Below are 5426 nucleotides of genomic sequence, written 5' to 3' on the forward strand. Positions count from 1 at the left end.
GGGCTGCCCCCGGCGCGACCACCAATCTCGACCCGTTCCACCGCGACCGGCGTGGTGGAACGGGTCTAGCTCGTTGTTTTGCCGCATTTTCCGAGTCGCCAAGCGATTCCGCTTGGCTCGAAAATGCTCTAGCGTCCGGCCACGCATCGCCGGACCGCCCGCATGACCGACATCGCCCGCAACCTCGCCGCCATCCGCGCCAGGATCGCCGAGGCCTGCGCGCGCGCCAACCGCGACCCCGGCTCGGTCACCCTCGTCGCCGTCTCCAAGACGCATCCGGCCGAGGCGGTGATGGAGGCGCTCGCCGCCGGGCAGACCGTGTTCGGCGAGAACCGCGTGCAGGAGGCGCAGCAGAAGTTTCCTCCGTTGCGCCCGGCCCATCCCGACCTGCGGCTGCACCTGATCGGCGCCCTGCAGACCAACAAGGCGCGCGACGCCGTCCGCGTGGCCGATGTGATCGAGAGCCTGGACCGCCCGAAGCTCGCCGCCGCGCTGGCCGAGGCGATGCGGAAGGAGGGCCGGACGCCGGAACTCCTGGTGCAGGTCAACACCGGGGACGAGCCGCAGAAGGCCGGCATCCCCCGCGCCGAGGCTGATACGTTCGTCAGGGCCTGCCGTGACGAGCATGGGCTGACGATCTCGGGGCTGATGTGCATCCCGCCCGTGGAGGCCGATCCCCGGCCGCATTTCGCCTGGCTGGCCGAGCTCGCCGCGAAGCATGGGCTCAGGAGCCTCTCGATGGGCATGAGCGCCGACTACGAGATCGCGATCGCGGAGGGCGCGACGCTGGTGCGCGTCGGCACCGCGATCTTCGGCCACCGCGAGGCCCCGCCCGCGGCGGCTTGACGGACCGGCGCCGCCCGCCCGACACCACCGCCGATCAACACAGCGAGCCAGACCAGATGGCCCCGACCAACAACCGCGTCTTCTCCGGCATCCAGCCTTCCGGCGTGCCGACCCTCGGCAACTACCTCGGCGCCATCCGCAACTGGGTGCCGATGCAGGACACGCATGAGTGCATCTTCTGCGTGGTGGACCTGCACGCCATCACCGTCTGGCAGGACCCGCAGGAGCTGGCACGGCAGACGCGGGAGATGGCGGCGGCGCTGATCGCCTGCGGGCTCGATCCCAAGCGCTGCATCCTGTTCCTGCAATCGCATGTGCATGCGCACGCGCGGCTCGCCTGGATCTTCAACTGCGTCGCGCGGATCGGCTGGCTGAACCGGATGACGCAGTTCAAGGACAAGGCCGGCAAGGACCGGGAGGCCGCGAGCGCCGGCCTCTACGTGTATCCGAACCTGATGGCGGCCGACATCCTGACCTACCACGCGACCAAGGTGCCGGTCGGCGACGACCAGAAGCAGCACCTGGAGCTGGCCAACGACATCGCCCAGAAATTCAACCACGACTACGGCGTGGATTTCTTCCCGACGATCGAGCCGCTGATCCAGGGCGTCGCCGCGCGGGTGATGTCGCTGCGCGACGGCACGAAGAAGATGAGCAAGTCGGATCCCTCCGACCAGTCGCGCATCAACCTCACCGACGACCACGACGCGATCGCGCTGAAGATCCGCCGCGCCAAGACCGACCCCGAGCCGCTGCCGGAGAGCGAGGCGGGGCTCGAAGGCCGGCCGGAGGCGCGCAACCTGGTCGGCATCCTGGCCGCGATCACGGGCGAGACCCATGCGGGCGTGCTGCGACACCATGGCGGCAAGGGTTTTGGCGCGTTCAAGGAAGTGCTGGCGGAGGCGCTGGTGGCGCATCTCGACCCGATCCGGACCGAGATGAACCGCCTGCTGCAGGACCCCGCCGCGCTGGATGCGGCGCTGCGGCTCGGCGCCGACCGCGCGGATGCGATCGCGACGCCGATCTGCGAGGAGGCCGAGCGCCTGGTGGGCTTCCTGCCGCGCCGCTGAGGGGTGCGGCTGGCGCACCACGCGTCCAGCCGGTAACGCTTGCGGCAAAGGGGAAGGAAACGGCCATGCGTCTCGGCCTGTTCATGATGCCGCTGCATCCGCCCGAGCGGCCGATGCACGAATTGCTGTCCGAGGACGCGCAAAAGTCGCTGCTGGCCGACCGGCTCGGCTTCGACGAGCTCTGGGTGGGCGAGCATTTCTCGGCCTCCTCGGAGCCGATCCCTTCGCCGCTGATGTTCATGGCGTCCCTGGCGTCGCGGACGAAGCTCACCTTCGCGACCGGCGTGATCAACCTGCCGAACCACCACCCGGCGAAGGTCGCGGCGGAGGTCGCGCAATTCGACCACATGACCGGCGGGCGGCTGATCCTCGGCATCGGGCCGGGCGGGCTGCCCTCGGATTTCGAGCTGTTCGGCAACACCGATCCGATGCAGCGCGGCAAGCGCATGCTGGAGGCGATGGACGCGATCCTCGCGATCTGGCGCCAGGACCCGCCCTATGACATCTCGGGCCCGACCTGGTCGGCGCGCATCTTCAATGCGGTGATTCCCGAATTCGGTGTCGGCACCATGCCGAAACCCTGGCAGCGCCCGCATCCGCCCATCGCCATCACCGCCCGCAGCGCCGACAGTTTTGGGGTGAAGATGGCGGTGGAGCGCGGCTGGGGCGTGGTGTCCGCCAATTTCGTCGCGGAGCGCATCGTCGAAGGACATGGCCGCACGCTGAGTGCCGCGCGCGGTTCCGCGGGCGCGAAGGCCGGGAATGAGTGGCGCCTCGCCCGAAATTTCTGCATCGCCGCGACGGATGCGGAGGCGCGTGACCGCATGTTCGATGCGGCCTCCGCCAACCGCTACTACTTCCACTACCTCTCCTCGCTGGCCCGCCGCGCCGGGCAGCTCGGCACGCTGAAGCCGCGCGAGGACACGCCGGACGAGGCGGTGACGCTGGAAGCCATCATCGAGGACTGCGTCGTCGCCGGCTCGCCGGCCACGGTGCTCGACAAGCTGGTCGCGCTGCGCGAGCGCATCGGCGCCTTCGACCACCTGCTGATGGCCGGCCTCGACTGGAGCGGGCCGAACGCGGCGTGGGAGAGCGAGACCATGCACCGCCTGGCCGAGGAGGTGATGCCGCGCTTCCGCCAGCACATCCGCGCGACAGCCGCCAAGGAGACAGCATGACCACGACGCCGACCCTGCCCATCGGCCTGGCCGACGCACCCGGCCGCCATCGTCGCCTGCGGGAGTTGCTGGCGGGCGAGAGCCTGTTCCTCGCGCCCGGCGCCTTCGATTGCCTCGGCGCGCGGCTGGTGGAAGCGAGCGGCTTCCCGGCACTCTACATCACGGGCGCCGGCGTCTCGATCAGCACGATGGGCGCGCCGGATCTCGGCGCGGTGTCCTTCGCGGAGATGCTCGATCGCGTGCGGCGGATCTGCGACGTGGTCTCCATCCCGGTGATCGCGGATGGCGACACGGGCTATGGCGGGCCGATCAACGTGATCCGCACCGTGCGCGAATACGAGCGCGCCGGCGTCTCCGCGATCCAGATCGAGGACCAGGAATGGCCCAAGAAATGCGGCCATGAGCCGGGCCGCGTCATCGCCTCGGTCGAGACGATGGTGATGCGCATCCGCGCGGCGATCGAGGCGCGGCGCGATCCCGACTTCGTGGTGATCGCCCGCACCGATGCCCGCGCGGGCGAGGGGCTGCCCGCCGCCATCGCGCGCGCGCAGGCCTATCGCGCGGCGGGTGCGGACGTGATCTTCGTCGAAAGCCCGCAGAGCGAGGCGGAGTTGGCGGAAGTCGGCCGCGCCTTCCCCGGCGTGCCGCTGCTGGCGAACATGGTGGAAGGCGGCAGGACGCCGATCCTGCCGGCGGAGCGGCTGCAGGCGCTGGGCTTCCGGCTGGCGATCTATCCCAACGCGCTGACGCGCCTGTTCGCCAAGGCGGGGATGGAGATGCTGGCGAGCCTCAAGGAGACCGGCAGCAGCAACGCGATGGCGCCACGCATGTACAGCCATGGCGAGCTGTGGTCGCTGTTCGACAACGCGACCTGGCGCGCGCTGGAGGATCGGTATCTGCGGCTGCCGGCGGAGTAGGCGCCCCGAGAGGAGCAACGCGGGGCGGACGCCGAAGGCGGCCGAGGCCGCGAACGCGGCCCGCGCCCAGTGGCGCGAAGCCAAGCCGCCGGAGGCGGCGCCCGGCGTCTGAGGGCGCCAATCTCAGCGCGTCAGCAGCCACACCCACACCGGCAGGGTCAGCATGGACAGCAGATGCTCGCTGGTGGTGATCGCGGCCATCAGCTTCGCATCGCCGCCCATCGCCCGCGCCATCACATAGCTCGTCGCCGCCGTCGGCAGCGCCATGAACAGCACCGCGATGGCGGTGGCCAGCGGGCCGAGGTCGAGCGCCGCGCAGAGCGCCCAGGTCATCAGCGGCATGACCAGCAGCTTGAGGACCGCCGTCGCCGCCTGCGTCGCCGGCCTGTCGCCCAGCCCCTGCAGCGTCAGCGCCGCGCCGACGCAGAGCAGCCCGAGCGCGACGGAGGCGTTGCCGAGGTTGCGCACCGCGGGCTGCAACCCGGGCGGCAGGCCGCCGACCAGACCGATCGCGAAGCCGGCGAGGCAGCCCAGGATCAGCGGGTTCAGCAGCACCTGTCGCAACAGCGCCAGCACGCGCACGCTGCCGCGGCCGGCGACGAAGGCGATGGTCGCCGCCGCCTGCACGAAGGGCACGATGATGCCGGTGGCGACCGCGGCATAGGCGATGCCCTCCGCGCCCCAGATCGCGCCGCCGATGGCGAAGCCCATCAGGTTGTTGAAGCGGATGCCCCCCTGCAGCACCGAGGTCATCGCCGCATGGCCCTGGCCGAGCAGGCGCGACAGCCCGACGGCCATCATCGCGCCGGCGGAAAGCGCCGCCCACAGCGCCACCGCCATGCCGCCGACCGGCAGCGTGTCGAACCGCACGGCGGACAGCGCGGCGGCGATCAGGCAGGGCAGCAGCACCCAGAAGACCAGGCGCTCGATCCCGGCCCAGACCACGTCGTCCCGCAGCAGGCGGCGCTTGAGCAGCGCGCCGAGCGCCAGCAGGCCGAATACCGGCACGAAGGCGTCCGCCCAGGGAGCGAGGTTCATGCCGGATGGGCCGCGGCGGCTAGGCCCCCGCCAGCGCCTGCCCCGTGGCCGGCGTGCGCCGGGTGGAGGCGTCGCGCGCGATGTCGCGCAGGCAGGCCGCCTCGGCGCGCCGCGCCGTGCCGAAGGAGCGCGCCGCGGCATAGGCCACGCGCAGCCCCGGCCGCGGCCCATCGGCCGGATAGAGCACCAGGTCCAGATGGCACTGGGTGGCCTGGTAGTGCCAGACCTCGGCCGGGCCTTCGGGCCGGCGCAGACGCGGCTCGCCCAGGCGCTGGCGGAGCGCCTCCGGCGAAAGGCCGAGGAGCTCGCCGGGGGGGGCCCCCCCGGGGGCCGGCGCCCCGGCCCCCCCCCCCCCCCCCCCCCCCCCCCCGGCGGGC

General features: G+C 71.6%; 5 protein-coding genes and 1 pseudogene. 4 read left to right on the plus strand and 2 right to left on the minus strand.

The window, feature by feature from the left end; genetic code table 11:
* The first annotated feature begins 162 nt into the window (after positions 1–162).
* The 4 genes from AC1MIR_RS09780 to AC1MIR_RS09795 all read left to right on the plus strand — a co-directional run bounded on the left by AC1MIR_RS09780 (position 163) and on the right by AC1MIR_RS09795 (position 4011).
* Positions 163–846 (plus strand): YggS family pyridoxal phosphate-dependent enzyme, encoded by a 684-nt coding sequence (locus tag AC1MIR_RS09780; RefSeq protein ID WP_480027979.1) that lies wholly within the window; start codon positions 163–165, stop codon positions 844–846.
* Between the two features lie 56 nt (positions 847–902).
* The gene (gene trpS, locus AC1MIR_RS09785; protein ID WP_480027980.1) at positions 903–1916 is read left to right on the plus strand and encodes a tryptophan--tRNA ligase; all 1014 of its coding nucleotides are present in this window, start codon (positions 903–905) and stop codon (positions 1914–1916) included.
* 65 nt (positions 1917–1981) lie between these two features.
* Complete coding sequence (locus tag AC1MIR_RS09790; protein WP_480027981.1) at positions 1982–3094, plus strand: LLM class flavin-dependent oxidoreductase; 1113 nt, start codon at positions 1982–1984, stop codon at positions 3092–3094.
* The gene (locus AC1MIR_RS09795; RefSeq protein ID WP_480027982.1) at positions 3091–4011 is read left to right on the plus strand and encodes an isocitrate lyase/PEP mutase family protein; all 921 of its coding nucleotides are present in this window, start codon (positions 3091–3093) and stop codon (positions 4009–4011) included. Before AC1MIR_RS09790 ends, AC1MIR_RS09795 begins: the two co-directional genes overlap by 4 nt.
* Positions 4012–4134: 123 nt before the next feature.
* On the opposite strand, the gene AC1MIR_RS09800 is transcribed toward AC1MIR_RS09795, so the two are convergent.
* Together AC1MIR_RS09800 and AC1MIR_RS09805 are read right to left on the minus strand one after the other, a co-directional pair.
* Positions 4135–5049 (minus strand): AEC family transporter, encoded by a 915-nt coding sequence (locus AC1MIR_RS09800; protein WP_480027983.1) that lies wholly within the window; start codon positions 5047–5049, stop codon positions 4135–4137.
* A gap of 19 nt (positions 5050–5068) precedes the next feature.
* A pseudogene (locus AC1MIR_RS09805) lies at positions 5069–5426 on the minus strand (hypothetical protein); the annotation flags it as partial.

Source organism: Falsiroseomonas sp. RANM36, from assembly GCF_056682175.1.

Bases quoted from the DNA above. Each gene is read 5' to 3' on its own strand.
- AC1MIR_RS09800 (WP_480027983.1), bottom strand. From the start codon at position 5,049: ATGAACCTCGCTCCCTGGGCGGACGCCTTCGTGCCGGTATTCGGCCTG.
- AC1MIR_RS09780 (WP_480027979.1), top strand. From the start codon at position 163: ATGACCGACATCGCCCGCAACCTCGCCGCCATCCGCGCCAGGATCGCC.
- AC1MIR_RS09795 (WP_480027982.1), top strand. From the start codon at position 3,091: ATGACCACGACGCCGACCCTGCCCATCGGCCTGGCCGACGCACCCGGC.
- AC1MIR_RS09790 (WP_480027981.1), top strand. From the start codon at position 1,982: ATGCGTCTCGGCCTGTTCATGATGCCGCTGCATCCGCCCGAGCGGCCG.
- trpS (WP_480027980.1), top strand. From the start codon at position 903: ATGGCCCCGACCAACAACCGCGTCTTCTCCGGCATCCAGCCTTCCGGC.